We start from the raw sequence: 14,541 nt of genomic DNA on the forward strand, positions 1-14,541 counted from the left end.
GTTATGCTGAACAATTTGTCCAAAAATTCGGATTAAATTTGCAATCTACCAAGTTAGTTTTGGAACGTTATTATAATTTAGCTGGCGAGACGGTCATGGAACAATATTTCGTTCCTGATACGAATGGAAATCCATTGGCCTCACGGATCATTTTGAAAAACTATGACAATGTGGCAGAACGATTCTTCCAAAATACGGATGCTTTATTTGGCTTCTTTATTCATGAATTGAGTCGTTTAGGTAACGGGGAAGCGACCTTCGTTAGTGACCGTCCCGGCACGGGGGTGCAACCATTGTTGCATCTTGATGCGCCAGCGCATAAATATGTCCTCGTCCCGATTTATCATACGCGTGATATCAATGATCCTTTGCATGCGCAATTGGATGCATTTTTACAACCCGCCTTTGATAATGTAGCGCGTTTTGACGGCTTCATTACTTCGACAGCCGCGCAAGCTGCGCATATCAAGGCGCGGTTCCCACAAGCTAACGTACTGACCATGCCCGCCGTCACTACGGCACCAACTTCACAGAGCGAGCTGAAGCCAATTACCGAACGGCCTAAACAATTATTATATGTCGGACGGCTAGCGGTTGATCGCCAAATTGACCAGTTAATTCGCGTGGCAGCCTTAGTTAAAGCGAAAAAAGCCGATGTGCAATTAGATATTTATGGCTATGGTGATCCTGAATATGTTAAAACGCTGACGAGTTTGATTGAAGAATTGAAGTTACAAGGTAATGTGCACTTGATGGACTACCATGCCGATATGGAAGCGCGCTACGATGATTATCAAATCTTACTAAATACAGCCTTAGCCGATGGCGGCCCAATGGCGATTCCAGAAGCGATGAGTCATGGTATTCCAGCGGTTAGCTACCGCTTCAACTATGGTCCGGCCGATATGATTAACGATGGTGTTGATGGCTTTTTAATTGACCAAGGTAATCAATTGGCGATGAGTGACCGCGTCATTAGCTTACTCAGTGACGCCACGCAATTGACGAGTGTCAGTGAAGCTGCCTTTAAGCAAATGCACGAAAATCAAACGCATTTGAAAGTTTGGCATCAATGGCAACGCGCATTAAACATGAAGGAGGCCTAGTAGGCATGTATTACTTTTTAAATGACAATATGCAGTTTTCTAAATCAGGGATTGAACATGCCGAAATTAATCGGCTGAATTTATTCAAGCAACATGGGGTCGCGGCTAAAATCGTGACCCGGATGTTTGCCATGAACTTACATGATGTGTTGGACGATGCGCACATCGATGATGCTGATTTGATTAATATGTTCGATTACTTTTGTGGCAGTCAACACGTTGAACGGCGACCGTTCAAGTTAAGTGATTTTGATGTACCAGCCGATGCCATTAAAACGCGCAAAGAAAATCATATTCAAGTGATGCAGCGCGGTAAGTTGCTCATGATTATTTACTTACGTAATGATCAAGATGAGATTAGCAACGTTCAATATTTTGATATCAATGGTAAGACCATCAAGATGGTTTGGTGGGATACGCGGGGCTTCAAGTGTCTGGAACAATTGTTTGATTGGGATGGTAAGATTGCCCAAGAAGCATATTTTGGTCCAGATGGCTTAATCCACGTTGAGAAGCTCCATTATTTGAACCATGTGGGTAAAGAACGGTTGACGTGGCGGGTCGTGAACTATCGCGGTACCTCGTGGACGTTTAGCGGCATGAACAACTTAACCCGCTTCTTCTATGACGAGTTGAATCGCAATGATGAAAAGAACGTCTATATTTGTGACCGGACCGTGGAATGTGCCTGGGCGTTATTTAACATGGAAACACCAACCAAGAAAGTCTTACATCTGCATAATAATCACGTCGGCGATGCCAGCGACATGTTGCATTCGACCTTGAATAATAATTATGCCCATGCGTTGAACAACTGGAACTTGTGGGACGGCGTGATTTCGGCGACGCCATCACAAACTAAAGATGTGCAAGCGCGCTTTGGGACGGATGTGCCAGCCTTTACGATTCCGGTTGGTATGTGAGTGATGCGACGTTGAATGCTGAACCAGTGCCGTTTGCATCGCGGCAGAAGCATCTGGTCGTGCAAGTTGCGCGGTTGGCACCTGAAAAGCAACCAGATCAAACGATTGAAGCGTTCCGCCAAGTGCACCATGAGTTCAATGATGCTCAACTTGAATTCTGGGGTTATGCAAACGGCGATATTCAAAAGAAATTGGAAGCTCAAGTTAAAAAACTACATCTTGAAGATGTGGTGCACTTTAAAGGCTATACCAATGATGTGAATGCGGTTTACAATCGGGCCCAAATTGGGACGTTACCTAGTCGGGCCGAAGGGTTCTCACTGATGTTACTCGAAGCCCAAGCACACGGCTTACCAATGATTGCCAATGACGTTAAATATGGGCCTAGCGATATCATTCAAGATAACGTGAGTGGGATGTTAACGACTGATGGCAATGTTCAACAATTAGCGGATGATATGCTGACGTTGTTGAAGGACCAAGATAAGTGCGCCGAATTCAGCACCAATGCCTACAAGAATGCGCATCGATATTCAGCCGATGCCGTCTATGATCAATGGGCCACCTTCATGCACGCCATGGAAGCTTAAATTTAAATACGAAAAAATGACGATTGATTGTAACGTAAAGTTGCCATCATTCGTCATTTTTTAACTAGTTTCGAACCCCAGTCATGGTCATTGCAACACTGGTTCACCAGGTTGTTGAAGTAACGCCATTTGGGCAGGCGTTAAGTTAATCGTGTGGTCCGGGGTGAAATGTTCTGATAGTTCATTGCGCGGATCAGCTTTGAAAACGGTCACGGTGCGCGCCGTTAAATCCAACCGATAGACGAAGCGATTACCGGGCGTTTCCACATAAATTGCGGTAGCGGTAAATGGACGCCAGTCGTACTTAGTCGTGGGTAGGATGTGGGCCTTTTCTAAAAAGCTAAAAGTTTCATTAGGGGTCATAATGGTCACTCCTTTCTACTTTGACTCCAACTATTATTATAAATATTTAGGCAGACTTTGCAATCAAAGTTTACTGTCCCTAAAAATCTGATGTTTTTGATAAATAAAGCCTAAAAAAACCTCGTTTTACTGATGCCTGAAGTCAGTAAAACGAGGTTTTCGTTAGTAGTGAATATTTAGTTACGACTCAATTAATTGCCTAACGAACTACCATGACGGCAATTGGTGAGTATTTCGCCATGTAAGCAGCTTGGCTACCGAAACGGCGCTTAATCCCTTTTTTAGCTAAAGAACCAATGACTAATAAATCTGGTTTAACGTGGGGAATCACATCTTTAACGATGGTTTCGCCTGGTTCACCTTCAGCAATCATGGCGTGAACGTTTTTAACGCCAGCGTCTTGTGCTTGCTTTTGATATTTCAAAATATGTTGTTCCAAATCATGACGTTCACCATGCACGAAGTCTTTACTGAGGGCTTGGTAAACATTCATTTCATCGTCTTCCAAGACGGAAACGATGACTAATTCAGCGTCGTCTTGGATGGCTTGATGAATGGCATAATCAAATGCGAGGAGGGCATCGGCGGAGTCATCGACCCCGACTAAGATGCGGTTGAATTTTGTACTCATGCGTTAGCACCTGCCTTTGCGTGTTCAGCTAACTTAGCTGCGTAACGCTTGTTACCACGATATAAGTCGAAGATAGTCCAAGCTAATAAGGCTAAAATAGCGACGATTAGGACATAAGCAATGATGTTTGAAAGTGACGTTTGCGCGGCCGTTGGATTGTCACCGAAGAAGCCGGCAATGGCATCGGGTAACCCAATCATGTTCAAAACGGTCAACCCAATAACGGACAACCAACCTAAACCTTTGACCCAAAGTGAGTTCTTGAAGCGATTACCCATTTCGACCGAGCTGTCAGTCATCATGAGTAATGGCAACATCGAGAATGGTAACGCGAACGCTAAGAAGACTTGGGAATTATTCATTAAATTATTCAGGGCGGTATGTTCATCAATGGCACTCTTGCCACTAGTTAACATGACACAAATCAACACGGGAATAACGGAAATTAAACGGGTAACTAACCGCCGTAACCATAAAGGCATCCGCATGTGAACGAAACCTTCCATGATAACTTGACCAGTTAAAGTCCCAGTGATAGTTGAGTTTTGACCAGAAGCTAACAAGGCAATCGCGAAGAGCGCTGATAAGACCCCAGACTTAGCAACACTGATTAAGATACCGTTACTCAACATTGACGTATTGGATAACGCTTCGTATAAACCGAAGAATGAAGGATCTTTAACGGCACCGCTCTTGAAAACGGCGACCCCCATAATAAGTAACAGTGAGTTAACGACGAACGCAAAAGTTAATTGGATGTTGGAATCCCAAGCCGCAAACTTAACGGTCCGGGCCACATCTTCTTCATCGCTATGATCAATCTTACGCGTTTGTGAAATAGCTGAATGCAAGTACAAGTTATGCGGCATAACCGTCGCCCCAATAATCCCTAAGGAACCTGAAAGTGGGGTCATCCCAGCCACACTATGTGAGGTTGAGAAGGTCGCAGCTGTTGGGACTAAGCCTTTAACGACGCCGCCCCAATCAGGGTTAGATAATGCAACTTGATAAACGAATACGAATAAGATAACTAAAATCAAACATACGACGATGGCTTCGATTTTCCGGAAACCAATTTTCGTCAATAATAGCAAAACTAAAACGTCAAAGACGGTAATGAAGACGGCAATGATCAATGGAATGCCGAATAGTAAGTATAGCGCGATGGCCGCCCCGATAACTTCAGCGATATCAGTCGCCATGATGGCAAATTCAGTTAAAATCCATAAAACAATCCCCAAGGACTTACTCGTCCGGGCTCGAATCGCTTGCGCCAAGTCCATCTGACTCACGATACCAAGTTTAGCGGCCATGTATTGTAGTAACATCGCAATCAAACTTGAAATCAAGATGACAGACATTAACATGTATTGGAAGTTTTGACCACCGGTGATTGAAGTTGACCAGTTACCGGGATCCATGTAACCAACGGCAACTAAGGCACCTGGACCAGAATAGGCGAACAAGGTTTTCCAGAAACTCATGTTCTTGGGAACTTCGATCGTTCCGTTGATTTCCTCCAAAGAAGGACCGTTCGCATATTCGATTAACTTATGCTTGCGGTTTGGCGTACTGCTTTTTTCACTCAATTGTAACTCCACCTTTCGTCTTGTTAAATCATATGAGCAGTTGTTATTGTACAATAAATAATATAAAATGGAAATACTTTTTAGGGCTACCTACAAAAATAAATTTGGGGCGTTAATTTTATGCGAAAGAGTGTTAGCAATTATTTAAAAACGATTTACGAAGCAAGTTATACCCAGAATGGTACTAATAACAAGCAAATTGCCACCTTGTTAGACGTGTTACCAGGGTCCGTCACTGAAGCGGTTAGTAATTTAGAAAAAGATGGCTTAGTTATGCGGCAAAAATATCATGAGATTACGTTAACGGCCGGTGGTTATCGGCTTGTTAAAGATTTGATGTATCGTTACCGCTTATGTGAAGTCTGGCTCGCTAATTCGATTAACTTACCAATGGCACTCATTCCTGAACAAGCCTGGCTGATGGCGGCGATTGATAGTCAAGATTTGATCATGCAATTGGACCAAAAGTTAGGCCAGCCTGAATTCAGTCCATTTGGTGGGGCATTACATTTACCAGAATTTGACCAGACTGTTAAGGAGAATATTCAGCCGTTAGCGCAAGTAACAACTGGTCAGACGATTGAACTCGTCAGTTATTTAGAAACCGCTAGCACCGTTAAGTATTTGCAACATAACGGGGTGAAGTTACAACAACAAGTCAAAGTAGTCGATCATGCGCAGCCAATTTCAGTGATTACACTGGCTGATATGGCTAATCATGAATATATGATTGATGAAACGGTGGCACGCTATGTTTACGCGCGTGTTTTGGACTGATGTTTGTGTGACGCAACTAATTTCAGCAGCGCGTCGTTTTTTCGAGTTTATTAACTAACTTATGAAATTGATTAGTTTTATAAGGGGAAATGATTGCAACCCCGGACTAGTGCGTTATCATGGGACTATCTTAGGAATAACGAGGTAGCAGCGATGCTGAATGTCTTGTGGCACTGGTTAATCGTGGCCATTATTTTGGTCGTAGTAACTAGTGGGGTGTGGCGCGCCCGTCATCGGTTAGTGATTGGCAAGCATGTGCGAGATTTAGGCCATTTTTTACACCTGCATGCGGACCAAGATTTGACGTATTTATACCAGTTACTACAATCAGTGCGGTGGACGATGTGGTTACACTGGGTAACGCTCGCCGTGAATGTTAGTATTTCAGTTGCAATTGCGAGGGGGTTATTAATGCCGACCGGGCAATTGTGGGTGATGTGGCTCTTACTGGCGGGCTTGTTGTTGAGTGATAGCGGCCTGACCGTGGTCGCGTGGCGAACCATCAAACTAGTCCAGCGGCACTACTTACGATTAGTTCCGCGCATTAATGAAGTCGAATTGAAAGCCTTGCAACGGTGGTTGACGGTGGCAATCGTCGTTAGTTTTGGTAGTTTGATGTGGGTTGGTGGCGCGTGTTGGCAACTTTATCAGATGTTAGGTTGAAAGCTGGGTAATCTTAACTGATTACTTTACGATATAATACATGTACCAAATTGATGAGAAGCAGAGGATATCTTTGTGAACAAACAGGATGCGTTGATTGAAGTAAAGCGGTTAGTACGGGCGAATCGTTTTGTACTTGTTAAGAGACGATCATCGAAGTCGATGGCTGTAACTACGGCACTTGCTAAGTTAATTGTCTCGAAGTTGGCCATTACGGATTTTGTTAAGCATGAAGTTGATCGTGACTGTCCAGATGGGTATGTTTGGATATTTAAGACCGAGTTTGGTGAAATTTATTATTTGAAGTTTAAATTTGAAAGTACCATTGGTGTAAAATTCATTAGTTTTCATGTTTCAAATTGAGAGGAGACTTAAAATTGGCATCGACATACATTAAAGATTATACGAATACGTTTATTATCCATGACCATGAATATGAGGTAACGGCGCCCGCTCGTTTTGAATGTGGCAGTGACCGACTGTTGGATGACAATCAATTAGATGATCATGCCGTTGAAATGGCTAATCAAATGTATCGCGACGATCAAGGGCTCGTATCACCAATTGAAATTAAAAGTTATCGTGCCAAAATTGGATTAAATCAACGCGAGTTTGCTGAGTTACTCGGCTGGAGTCCCAATACCGTCGCTTTATATGAGACGGGGGCATTTCCGTCTAAGGCGAATAATAAGCTTTTGAAGGCTTTAATGAAAGATGCGCAAATTTTACGCACTTATTTGTCACTAGATGACCAACTGAATAAGATGACGATGCAAAAAATTGAGCTGGCGTTAACTAAGGCCCAGAGCAGTCGTAGCCAACACCCACGTAGTATTGATGTCAGTTAAACATGGTTAGTGCCATCGTAGTAAAAGCAGCAATTAGCGGCTGTTGCGCTTGGCTTTTGCGGGTCAGCAGATGGGCGTGAATTTGGTTATCAAGTGGTGCGGGCACTGCTCGTAGCGTTTGGCTAGTGAGCTCAGCTTGGACACTCATCGTCGGTAAATAACTGTAGCCAAGATTGCTGCTGACCATCGGCTTGATGGCCGCGATACTCCACAATTCCATAATGGTTGGCCGCAATTGGCATGCTTCCCATAAATAGTTTTCGAATTGATTACGGTAACTACAATCAGGTTCGTTAATGATAAATGGTAATTTGGTTTGACGGACAAGGGTGGCAAAATCAGCGTCATTATCCGGGCTAGTCACTAAGCTCATGGCGACGGCCCCTAAATCATGGTCAATCAAAGTTGTCGTGGTCAGTTGAGGCCATAGCATGAAAGCAATATCAGCTTCGCCTGCCATGAGTTTTTGTTGATTGAAGCGGCAAGTCGCATTCGTTAATTGTAATTGGACGTCTGGGTACTGTTGCCGAAATTTACGAATAACTGGTGCTAATTGATAAACGGTGAGCGATTCAGGTGCCGCAATACGGAGGGTGCCAGTTAACTTGGTCGTGGTTGTTAAGGCTTCAATGGCTTGGAAGTCGTGCAATAAATGTTCGGTCAATGGTAATAAGCGTTGCCCAGTCATCGTTAAGTTGAGGTGGCGATGCTCGTAAATGAAGACCGGCGCGCCTAACGTGTTTTCTAGTTGTTTGATTTGACTGGAAATAGTGGATTGGGTGTAGCCGAGCAGTTGGGCGGCTTTAGTAAAACTGCCGGTATCGGCGATGGTACGAAAGGTTTTTAGTTGGCGAATATCCATAGTGAACTCCTTTATTGAATAATTCGATTGATGCTAGTTAAAATATCAATTTTACGAATGCTGATTATCTTGTTAACCTTACTACATTGAGAGGGGAAAACAAGATGAAAATTGAACGTTTTAAAAATCAACCACAAACCGTCGCGGAGTTAGTCGATTTGATTATGTATTGTCAAAATACCGAAGCCAATTTGGGTATTAAAATGGCAGAGCAGGCAGATGTTTTTGATATCGTAACCTATTACCAACATCCTGGTGGTGACTTTTGGATTGCGCGCGCTAATGACTGCGTGGTCGGTTCCATCGGGTTATTAAAGCTAAATGATCAAGTCGGGGTATTGAAGAAATTATTCACTTATCCAGAATTTCGTGGTCAGCCTCACCGACTGGGGCAACAACTCCTACAAACGCTATTGGCTTATGTTCACAACGAGACTCACTTGACCCGTCTTGTTTTAGATACGCCAGCGGCTGAAAAGCGGTCGCATGCATTTTACGAAAAGCATGGCTTTCAACAAATCGAACGTAAAAATTTAGCGGTTCAATACCCGTTTCCCGACCGCGACTCCTTGATTTATGAATTGAAAATTGCGCGTTAAGCACCAAAGCATCTGTTAAATCATTTTTGCAGATGTTTTTTATTGGCCTGAAATCCAATGATAGCGCGGATGCTCATAATATTAGCTTGTCGAATCTCGTGTAAATCGGTACGATAGTTTTGGGTGGTGGGGGAATGGACTTCGCAAAAAATTTACGGGCCCTACGGCAGCAACAACAGCTGACGCAAATTCAAGTGGCCAAAAAATTACATGTATCACGACAGACGGTTTCAAGTTGGGAAAACGAACGGAGCTATCCCGACATTGAAACACTGATTCAAATTAGTAATACGTATCAGGTGTCATTAGATGAGTTATTAAAGGGGGATGTTGGTATGGTGAAACATTATCAACAACAAGCAGCCGTTAGCCAACGCGATGCGCGCATCACGGTGCTAAGTTTTTATGCCACGGCGTTGCTGTTGTTTTTATCATATTTCTTAGGAATGATGGGCTGGAGCGATTTTCCTTTGATAGAGTGGTTACCATTTATTATTTTTGCGGCCACCTTAGTGCTGACGACCCATTATCAATCTTTTAATGGGTGGTTTTCAACGCCACGTAAACGCTATGAGAGCATCGCGCTGGCCGTGGTTGTCATTGCGTTGAATGTCGCCTATGCGGTCACTATGCAAAACATCCCGGTGTTACACCTGCCAGGCTATTCGACGGCCTATGTGTTGGGTTATGATTTCGGGATTGTTACGGGCCTAACGTTATACTCGTATAGCGCTTTTCTCGTCATTAAAATAATGATAACTCGTGGGGATGCCTAAATGAAAATAATTTCAAAGCGTGGCGGTCATTTTTGTTTACGACTTGCCGGCATCTGCGTTTTCTTATTAATCGTTGGTAGCTTCAGTGCCCTACCAGTGATGGTCTATATGAATCACTTTAATGTGGTAACGGTAACGATTGGTTATGGGTTATATGCCTTGGAAATTGCCGTCTTGTGGTGGGCGTATCAATGGACCGCCAAGCGACATGCGTTAACTTTACCTAAGCTAACGGCGCGAGTTGATCAACGTCGTCTATTGACGATTCTTATTGGCGTCGTGGTCATCTTAGGCGTGTGTTTTGTGCATGTTCAATTGATGAAAAATTTCGGTATTCCCGAACCAGAAAATGCGCGTGACCTTGATAAAATGATGCAACTACATCCGATAGCGTTGTTAATTGATGCTTGTTTGTTCGGACCAATCTGTGAAGAACTCCTATTTCGGGGATTGTTCTTTAATCTCAGCTTAAGTTCACGCCTGGCCCAACAACGGGTGTATCAAGTCGTTGCGGTGGTCGTTAATGGGATGCTGTTTGGTTTTTTACATTGTGATAATAGTTTTGAGCCATTTTTGTATTATAGTTTATTCGGCGTCGTTTTAGCGGTGAGCTACTTGACGTCTAACCGTGACATCCGCGTGGACATTAGTATTCACATGTTAGCCAATATCATGATCGCCATTTTAGGCTTCTAAAAAATCGACTATCAGTTGAGTTTTCTCAGCTAATAGTCGATTTTTTTACTGTTCTTCATCGGCAACGCGTTTAAATTTAGTTTGACCAAATAAGGTGCGGCGCGCGGCGGGTGAGCGTTGGGCTAACCATAATGTGTAGCCTAAACTCGTAGCGGCGGTTAAGGCCCAGATAATCCAACTGGTGTGGTCACTGGCCATGGTAAAGCGATAGAAGCTGAAGACATCGGCCATCACTTCTTCGAAAAAGTCTTCCCAAACTTTATGGGCGGTAATATTTTCGTGCAAGTAGACCGCTTCAATTAGCAGTTGCATGCCGATGACCATCAACCAACCGTATAAATAATGGCGGCCACCTTGGGCAGTGACGACTTTTTGATAAATCGGGACTTCTTTGTTGTGATCATTACGAAAATAAGTCGTGGCCGTTTCTTCTAAACGAATCCGCGTGTGTTGCGCTTGATAGCGACTCACGAACGACGCAAAAACTAAAATACCAATTAACAAGCTACCATTAAGTGGGGACCATTTGAAGGTTTCAATGAATTCATAGCAGGTGAAGATGGGAATGATCCAGTAGCCGAGGCGCGTAATGCTACTGAACTCGAATTGTTCGTGGAAAAAATGTAATAAGATTAAGATAATAATGATTGTGGTCATAATCAAGTTCCTCCTGTGGACGGCCGCTTAACAGCTTACCACAGTCTAGTTTGTTTCGTTAATAAATATACTTGTCAGTTCAGAATGGTGGCTAGCCCGGTGTGGCAGTGGTTATGCATTTCTATTGCATAAATAAAAAATTGATGAATTGAATTTCAAATATTGGCAATTACATTAAAATATTGTGTATACTGATTAAGGAAGATTAGAACAGTTATTATATAAAGTTGATGTCTGACCGGCCAGCCATTGGAAGAAAGGTTGATCAAGTATGGCGAAAAATCTCAATTCGTCGCAAGAATCTCCGGAAGAAGTTGTCGCAGTTGCGGCAACGGAAGCCAGTATCAATACTAACGAAGTGACTGACGCGGCCGACAAAACAAGTCGACAAGCAGTCCGCTATGTTTTGTGGGGCTTAATCAGTGTTGTTGTTAATTTTTGTGCGTTTTATCTCCTGTACCGTATCTTACACATCGAATATCAAGTCGCAAACTTAGCGGCGTGGGTGACGAGTGTGCAAGTTGCCTTTTGGGTCGACCGCTTAATTGTCTTTAAGCACAAGTCTGACCAACCATTCCGCGAAATGGGCAAGTTTTACAGTACGCGGGTGGTCACGTTACTGATTGAAAGTGCGATTTTATGGCTCGGAATCTCGTTACTCGGATTCCCAGGGGTCATTATGAAAGTTATTGGTCATTTGATTGCGGTCATTTGTAACTTCTTCTTATCAAAAATATTTGTCTTTCGGCAATAAAAGCCGTCAACCAGTTGCACTTATGCGGCTGGTTTTTTTGCGACCAAAATGATGGCACGATTAGCTGTGACAACGAAAGATAAGGTTTGATAACAATTGAAGCTTATCTATATAAAATGTTTTTGGGCTGTGGTTAAATAGAATTGAGACAAATTGCGGACTTATTAAGTGTAACAGTCACCGTAATTATTTTGTCGTAAAGGAGCATACCCCAAATGAGAGCAATTAAACGGCTATTATGGGCAGTGGTTATCGTCCTAGCAGTTGGTTGGGGCTACAATAATCGCGCCACCTATTTACCACAAGTTGAAACGGCAGTTGGCTATTATGGCACCAAGCTAGCCACCGCTTTATCAGGTCACTTATCGAGTCAGTTGGTCAAAAATGCCGCTGACAATACGGAAGCAGCAAGTAGTAGTAGTAATTCAAGTAAGACTAAAACGAGTACGACAACGACCAGTTCAACGGGTACGAGCAGTAGTACGAGCAATGTGGTCGTCACGCCGACGGAATCCATCGTGCAAGGCGTCACGTTATCAAAAACGTATTATTATCAGTTTGACAGTGATTTATCCGCCGCTGGTCGGCGGGTATTCAAAGATGCGATTGCCGAATACAATGCGACCGGCTTGGTTCATTTAGTTGAAGGAACCGCGCCAAAACGGGCCAATTCGATTACCTTTTCGGTCTATTACAAGAAAATGGCTGCCGACAGCAGTACAGTGGAGTTAGGCCACGGGGGCCCCAAGATTGTTAAACGGGTCAGCTGGAAGGGTACCACGACTTGGAACGAAGCCACGGCCAGCTTGAACGGTGACTATTCCGCCGCCTTCAGTGATTCAGTAGCGGTCCACGAATTAGGGCACGCCCTTGGCTTAGACCACAGCACGTCGACTGATTCTGTGATGTATCCCGTCAGTCAAGGCAAGTACAAGTTATCAACCGGCGACATCGACGGTTTAAAGAAGATTTACAACAAATCTAAATAGTATTTGAACGCGTTTTGCTGTGTGATTGGCTGGACGCGTTTTTTATTTGCCGCTACGCCAGTCGGATATGATGCGCTGAGGGGACCGGTGCCAGCCAAAGGGCGGTCTGCCACCTCGCTTTAAAGCCGAAAATCGCGTCTTTAAAGGCGTCCGCAAAGTAAGGCAGCCAAAAACGCTGCCTAACATTGCTTTCATAGCGCATCATATCCGACTGGCTACGCTAAATGTGGTACTTGGACTGTGAATAGAATTAATTTAATTTAATTGGCTAATTGGTAGTGGAATGGGTATGAGAGTGAATAAGTAGCGCTAGGTTATAAAAAACAAGTATCCGATGACATTTGGTTGTACGGTAATCTAAGCGGAGCCAGGCCGGCACAGTGTTCCGTGGCGGCAATGGTGCTAGCGGTCTTTGCTAGTAGCCATTGCGGGACGTCTTTTGAGACTTGGTCTTTAGGCTCGAAAGCGAGGTTGCAGACCGGTTTTTGGCCGCGACCGGTCCTCACCGAACTCCGCTGTGCCGGCCTGGCGGAGTGACAAAGCAACGACCTGCGACGGTTGTGGCTTTCTAAACGGCGGTGAGACTCCTATAATGAATGATGGATAGTAAGTCTATGACAGAAAGGTCCGTTGTTGAAGATGGCAGAATCAGGAAAACAACCTTTGCAACACCAACATTATCCGACCAGTCCCGCCGAGTATGAAGCAGAACTGACCGAAACTGAAGCCGAATATGCGGCCGAAATTGCAGAACTTAAGCAACAATCGCGCGCTCAAGCCCAACGTTATTTAGTCTGGGGCACCGTCAGTGTGATTGTGAACTTGAGTGCGTTTTATTTATTTAACCACGTATTGAACGTGGAATATCAAATCGCGAACTTATTAGCGTGGATTTTGAGTGTCCAAGTAGCCTTTTGGATTGACCGGATGATCGTCTTTAAACACGAATCCGACCGGCCATTTCATGAAATGTTGAAGTTTTATGGGACGCGCGTCTTAACCTATATTTTAGAAGCCGTTATTTTGTGGCTACTCGTTTCCGTGTTAACCGTCCATCCGACGATTGCGAAAATTGTTGGCCATGGGTTAGCGGTCGTTGGGAACTTTTTCTTGTCGAAGTTAATTGTTTTCAAGCATCCAGTCGAAAGTTAACAAACGCGAACAAAATATGAACACTTCTGAAAAAGGCGACTATAATATAGTTGTACCAAAGTTTTAGAAAGGAAGTTGTTTTAGGATGGCTGCAGCAGTTGAAATGAATAGTGTTTTAGACGAATCAATGAAGGACGTATTTGACTGGAGCGATGCCAAGACACCCGTACGGGATGCAATTTGGAATCACTTCATGGATGCGGACAATCATGACACGGATAAGACGGCCGACGAAGTAGCGCCTTACATGACAATGGATGAAGCTAAGCTCAAGGATGAAGTTACCAAGCTCTTGAAGGCTTAACTTTTTCAACAACTTAATTTTTCAAACTAAGCGTACACAGCTGCCTGTTGAGTAGCTGTGAAGAGCGAAAAGGCCAACGGGTTGCCTCCGAGCATTGCCTAGCGTAAGTACTAATGCGGTTTTTGCATTTGTGCTTACGCGTAGCAAGCGGAGGGGACAGTTGGTCTTTTCGCGTTTCAGCAATAAAAATAGGAACCCTAGTAAATCCATGCGCAAGTATCAAGTTAAATCGCCACAAAAAAACTGGCTCGCTGAAATATCA

The 14,541-nt window shown here is 43.8% G+C and carries 17 protein-coding genes and 1 pseudogene; 13 read left to right on the plus strand and 5 right to left on the minus strand.

The features are described 5' to 3' along the window. The coding region (locus DY78_RS09405; protein WP_056993519.1) for a glycosyltransferase at positions 1 to 1,106 on the plus strand (1,106 nt) is incomplete at its 5' end. A gap of 5 nt (positions 1,107 to 1,111) precedes the next feature. Next, positions 1,112 to 2,619, plus strand: a pseudogene (locus DY78_RS09410) (glycosyltransferase family 4 protein). Between the two features lie 87 nt (positions 2,620 to 2,706). Here the strand turns inward: DY78_RS09410 and DY78_RS09415 are convergent. From DY78_RS09415 to DY78_RS09425, 3 genes are all read right to left on the minus strand, one after another. Then, on the minus strand, positions 2,707 to 2,982 hold the full coding sequence (locus DY78_RS09415; protein WP_024624305.1) for a hypothetical protein: 276 nt from the start codon (positions 2,980 to 2,982) through the stop codon (positions 2,707 to 2,709). Positions 2,983 to 3,181: 199 nt separating this feature from the next. Further along, positions 3,182 to 3,613 (minus strand): universal stress protein, encoded by a 432-nt coding sequence (locus DY78_RS09420; RefSeq protein WP_024624304.1) that lies wholly within the window; start codon positions 3,611 to 3,613, stop codon positions 3,182 to 3,184. Further along, positions 3,610 to 5,202 (minus strand): Nramp family divalent metal transporter, encoded by a 1,593-nt coding sequence (locus tag DY78_RS09425; protein ID WP_033614448.1) that lies wholly within the window; start codon positions 5,200 to 5,202, stop codon positions 3,610 to 3,612. Before DY78_RS09425 ends, DY78_RS09420 begins: the two co-directional genes overlap by 4 nt. A 120-nt stretch (positions 5,203 to 5,322) precedes the next feature. On the opposite strand from DY78_RS09425, the gene DY78_RS09430 reads away from it, so the two are divergent. The 4 genes from DY78_RS09430 to DY78_RS09445 all read left to right on the plus strand — a co-directional run bounded on the left by DY78_RS09430 (position 5,323) and on the right by DY78_RS09445 (position 7,490). Beyond that, the gene (locus DY78_RS09430; RefSeq protein ID WP_024624302.1) at positions 5,323 to 5,979 is read left to right on the plus strand and encodes a metal-dependent transcriptional regulator; all 657 of its coding nucleotides are present in this window, start codon (positions 5,323 to 5,325) and stop codon (positions 5,977 to 5,979) included. A gap of 153 nt (positions 5,980 to 6,132) precedes the next feature. After that, complete coding sequence (locus DY78_RS09435; protein WP_024624301.1) at positions 6,133 to 6,642, plus strand: hypothetical protein; 510 nt, start codon at positions 6,133 to 6,135, stop codon at positions 6,640 to 6,642. A gap of 75 nt (positions 6,643 to 6,717) precedes the next feature. Beyond that, complete coding sequence (locus DY78_RS09440; RefSeq protein ID WP_024624300.1) at positions 6,718 to 7,005, plus strand: type II toxin-antitoxin system MqsR family toxin; 288 nt, start codon at positions 6,718 to 6,720, stop codon at positions 7,003 to 7,005. 14 nt (positions 7,006 to 7,019) lie between these two features. Then, complete coding sequence (locus DY78_RS09445) at positions 7,020 to 7,490, plus strand: type II TA system antitoxin MqsA family protein (protein WP_024624299.1); 471 nt, start codon at positions 7,020 to 7,022, stop codon at positions 7,488 to 7,490. Here DY78_RS09445 and DY78_RS09450 read toward each other — a convergent pair. Then, positions 7,483 to 8,352, minus strand: coding sequence for a LysR family transcriptional regulator (locus DY78_RS09450; RefSeq protein WP_024624298.1), 870 nt, complete (start codon positions 8,350 to 8,352; stop codon positions 7,483 to 7,485). The genes DY78_RS09445 and DY78_RS09450 overlap by 8 nt on opposite strands. A 104-nt stretch (positions 8,353 to 8,456) precedes the next feature. On the opposite strand from DY78_RS09450, the gene DY78_RS09455 reads away from it, so the two are divergent. From DY78_RS09455 to DY78_RS09465, 3 genes are all read left to right on the plus strand, one after another. Next, positions 8,457 to 8,951, plus strand: coding sequence for a GNAT family N-acetyltransferase (locus DY78_RS09455; protein ID WP_024624297.1), 495 nt, complete (start codon positions 8,457 to 8,459; stop codon positions 8,949 to 8,951). A 134-nt stretch (positions 8,952 to 9,085) separates the two neighbouring features. Next, a complete protein-coding gene (locus DY78_RS09460) occupies positions 9,086 to 9,727 on the plus strand; it encodes a helix-turn-helix domain-containing protein (RefSeq protein WP_024624296.1) in 642 nt (213 codons plus the stop codon). After that, the gene (locus DY78_RS09465) at positions 9,728 to 10,423 is read left to right on the plus strand and encodes a CPBP family intramembrane glutamic endopeptidase (protein WP_024624295.1); all 696 of its coding nucleotides are present in this window, start codon (positions 9,728 to 9,730) and stop codon (positions 10,421 to 10,423) included. A gap of 45 nt (positions 10,424 to 10,468) precedes the next feature. Here the strand turns inward: DY78_RS09465 and DY78_RS09470 are convergent, their stop codons facing one another. Then, positions 10,469 to 11,080 carry a hypothetical protein gene (locus DY78_RS09470; protein WP_024624294.1) on the minus strand — a complete coding sequence of 204 codons (612 nt, stop codon included), beginning with the start codon at positions 11,078 to 11,080 and terminating at the stop codon, positions 10,469 to 10,471. Positions 11,081 to 11,351: 271 nt separating this feature from the next. Here DY78_RS09470 and DY78_RS09475 point away from each other — a divergent pair, with 271 nt between their 5' ends. The 4 genes from DY78_RS09475 to DY78_RS09490 all read left to right on the plus strand — a co-directional run bounded on the left by DY78_RS09475 (position 11,352) and on the right by DY78_RS09490 (position 14,279). Then, positions 11,352 to 11,834 (plus strand): GtrA family protein, encoded by a 483-nt coding sequence (locus DY78_RS09475; protein WP_024624293.1) that lies wholly within the window; start codon positions 11,352 to 11,354, stop codon positions 11,832 to 11,834. A 215-nt stretch (positions 11,835 to 12,049) separates the two neighbouring features. Beyond that, positions 12,050 to 12,823 carry a matrixin family metalloprotease gene (locus DY78_RS09480; protein ID WP_024624292.1) on the plus strand — a complete coding sequence of 258 codons (774 nt, stop codon included), beginning with the start codon at positions 12,050 to 12,052 and terminating at the stop codon, positions 12,821 to 12,823. Positions 12,824 to 13,462: 639 nt separating this feature from the next. Continuing rightward, positions 13,463 to 13,975: a GtrA family protein gene (locus DY78_RS09485; protein WP_029778879.1), complete on the plus strand. Its 513-nt coding sequence runs from the start codon at positions 13,463 to 13,465 to the stop codon at positions 13,973 to 13,975. A gap of 85 nt (positions 13,976 to 14,060) precedes the next feature. After that, positions 14,061 to 14,279: a P8 family protein gene (locus tag DY78_RS09490; protein ID WP_024624290.1), complete on the plus strand. Its 219-nt coding sequence runs from the start codon at positions 14,061 to 14,063 to the stop codon at positions 14,277 to 14,279. The last annotated feature ends 262 nt before the right edge of the window (positions 14,280 to 14,541 follow it).

Source organism: Lactiplantibacillus fabifermentans DSM 21115 (assembly GCF_000498955.2).
GTDB lineage: Bacteria > Bacillota > Bacilli > Lactobacillales > Lactobacillaceae > Lactiplantibacillus > Lactiplantibacillus fabifermentans.

Bases quoted from the DNA above. Each gene is read 5' to 3' on its own strand.
- DY78_RS09420 (WP_024624304.1), bottom strand. From the start codon at position 3,613: ATGAGTACAAAATTCAACCGCATCTTAGTCGGGGTCGATGACTCCGCC.
- DY78_RS09435 (WP_024624301.1), top strand. From the start codon at position 6,133: ATGCTGAATGTCTTGTGGCACTGGTTAATCGTGGCCATTATTTTGGTC.
- DY78_RS09465 (WP_024624295.1), top strand. From the start codon at position 9,728: ATGAAAATAATTTCAAAGCGTGGCGGTCATTTTTGTTTACGACTTGCC.
- DY78_RS09455 (WP_024624297.1), top strand. From the start codon at position 8,457: ATGAAAATTGAACGTTTTAAAAATCAACCACAAACCGTCGCGGAGTTA.
- DY78_RS09485 (WP_029778879.1), top strand. From the start codon at position 13,463: ATGGCAGAATCAGGAAAACAACCTTTGCAACACCAACATTATCCGACC.
- DY78_RS09470 (WP_024624294.1), bottom strand. From the start codon at position 11,080: ATGACCACAATCATTATTATCTTAATCTTATTACATTTTTTCCACGAA.
- DY78_RS09460 (WP_024624296.1), top strand. From the start codon at position 9,086: ATGGACTTCGCAAAAAATTTACGGGCCCTACGGCAGCAACAACAGCTG.
- DY78_RS09475 (WP_024624293.1), top strand. From the start codon at position 11,352: ATGGCGAAAAATCTCAATTCGTCGCAAGAATCTCCGGAAGAAGTTGTC.
- DY78_RS09480 (WP_024624292.1), top strand. From the start codon at position 12,050: ATGAGAGCAATTAAACGGCTATTATGGGCAGTGGTTATCGTCCTAGCA.
- DY78_RS09430 (WP_024624302.1), top strand. From the start codon at position 5,323: ATGCGAAAGAGTGTTAGCAATTATTTAAAAACGATTTACGAAGCAAGT.
- DY78_RS09415 (WP_024624305.1), bottom strand. From the start codon at position 2,982: ATGACCCCTAATGAAACTTTTAGCTTTTTAGAAAAGGCCCACATCCTA.
- DY78_RS09450 (WP_024624298.1), bottom strand. From the start codon at position 8,352: ATGGATATTCGCCAACTAAAAACCTTTCGTACCATCGCCGATACCGGC.
- DY78_RS09490 (WP_024624290.1), top strand. From the start codon at position 14,061: ATGGCTGCAGCAGTTGAAATGAATAGTGTTTTAGACGAATCAATGAAG.